Here is a 1,639-nt window from a genome sequence, read left to right on the forward strand (position 1 = left end):
AGTTCCGCATGGGACAGTAATTAAATATTTATAGGATATGGATGGGCTCGCGTGACATTAGCTAGTTGGTAGGGTAACGGCTTACCAAGGCTACGATGTCTAGGGGCTCTGAGAGGAGAATCCCCCACACTGGTACTGAGACACGGACCAGACTCCTACGGGAGGCAGCAGTAAGGAATATTGGTCAATGGAGGGAACTCTGAACCAGCCATGCCGCGTGCAGGATGACTGCCCTATGGGTTGTAAACTGCTTTTGTCAGGGAATAAACCTTTCTACGTGTAGGAAGCTGAATGTACCTGAAGAATAAGGATCGGCTAACTCCGTGCCAGCAGCCGCGGTAATACGGAGGATCCGAGCGTTATCCGGATTTATTGGGTTTAAAGGGTGCGTAGGCGGCTTATTAAGTCAGGGGTGAAATACGGCAGCTCAACTGTCGCAGTGCCTTTGATACTGATAAGCTTGAATGTGGTTGAAGATGGCGGAATGAGACAAGTAGCGGTGAAATGCATAGATATGTCTCAGAACTCCGATTGCGAAGGCAGCTATCTAAGCCATTATTGACGCTGATGCACGAAAGCGTGGGGATCAAACAGGATTAGATACCCTGGTAGTCCACGCCCTAAACGATGATAACTCGATGTTAGCGATACACAGTTAGCGTCTTAGCGAAAGCGTTAAGTTATCCACCTGGGGAGTACGCCCGCAAGGGTGAAACTCAAAGGAATTGACGGGGGCCCGCACAAGCGGAGGAGCATGTGGTTTAATTCGATGATACGCGAGGAACCTTACCCGGGCTTGAAAGTTAGTGAATGATCCAGAGACGGATCAGTCCTTCGGGACACGAAACTAGGTGCTGCATGGCTGTCGTCAGCTCGTGCCGTGAGGTGTTGGGTTAAGTCCCGCAACGAGCGCAACCCCTATGTTTAGTTGCCAGCATGTAATGATGGGGACTCTAAACAGACTGCCTGCGTAAGCAGTGAGGAAGGTGGGGACGACGTCAAGTCATCATGGCCCTTACGTCCGGGGCTACACACGTGCTACAATGGATGGTACAGCGGGCAGCTACACAGCAATGTGATGCCAATCTCGAAAAGCCATTCACAGTTCGGATCGGGGTCTGCAACTCGACCCCGTGAAGTTGGATTCGCTAGTAATCGCGTATCAGCAATGACGCGGTGAATACGTTCCCGGGCCTTGTACACACCGCCCGTCAAGCCATGAAAGTTGGGGGTGCCTAAAGCATGTAACCGCAAGGAGCGTGTCAGGGCAAAACCGATAATTGGGGCTAAGTCGTAACAAGGTAGCCGTACCGGAAGGTGCGGCTGGAATACCTCCTTTCTAGAGCATTCGGAACTGAAGCTCGTTACGTACACACATGATTATTAACAGAAACTAAGAAGACAGTACCCACCCCGGTGGAGTGCCGAGAGAGAGATAGAGATATAAGCTAGTCCCGTAGCTCAGTTGGTTAGAGCACTACACTGATAATGTAGGGGTCAGCAGTTCAAATCTGCTCGGGACTACGAAAAAAAGGGGAATTAGCTCAGCTGGCTAGAGCACCTGCCTTGCACGCAGGGGGTCAACGGTTCGAATCCGTTATTCTCCACGATTTTCAGCATATAGCGAATAGCCTTTAGC

Annotated in this window: 2 tRNA genes and 1 rRNA gene; all 3 read left to right on the forward strand. The window is 50.8% G+C overall.

The annotated features are described in order from the left end of the window. Positions 1–1,339 (forward strand): 16S ribosomal RNA (locus tag B5X76_RS21525); the annotation flags it as partial. A gap of 111 nt (positions 1,340–1,450) precedes the next feature. Then, positions 1,451–1,524, forward strand: a tRNA-Ile gene (locus B5X76_RS21530). Between the two features lie 9 nt (positions 1,525–1,533). After that, positions 1,534–1,607: transfer RNA gene (locus tag B5X76_RS21535), tRNA-Ala, on the forward strand. Positions 1,608–1,639: the final 32 nt, after the last annotated feature.

Source organism: Sphingobacterium nematocida (genome assembly GCF_900168125.1).
Classification (GTDB): domain Bacteria; phylum Bacteroidota; class Bacteroidia; order Sphingobacteriales; family Sphingobacteriaceae; genus Sphingobacterium; species Sphingobacterium nematocida.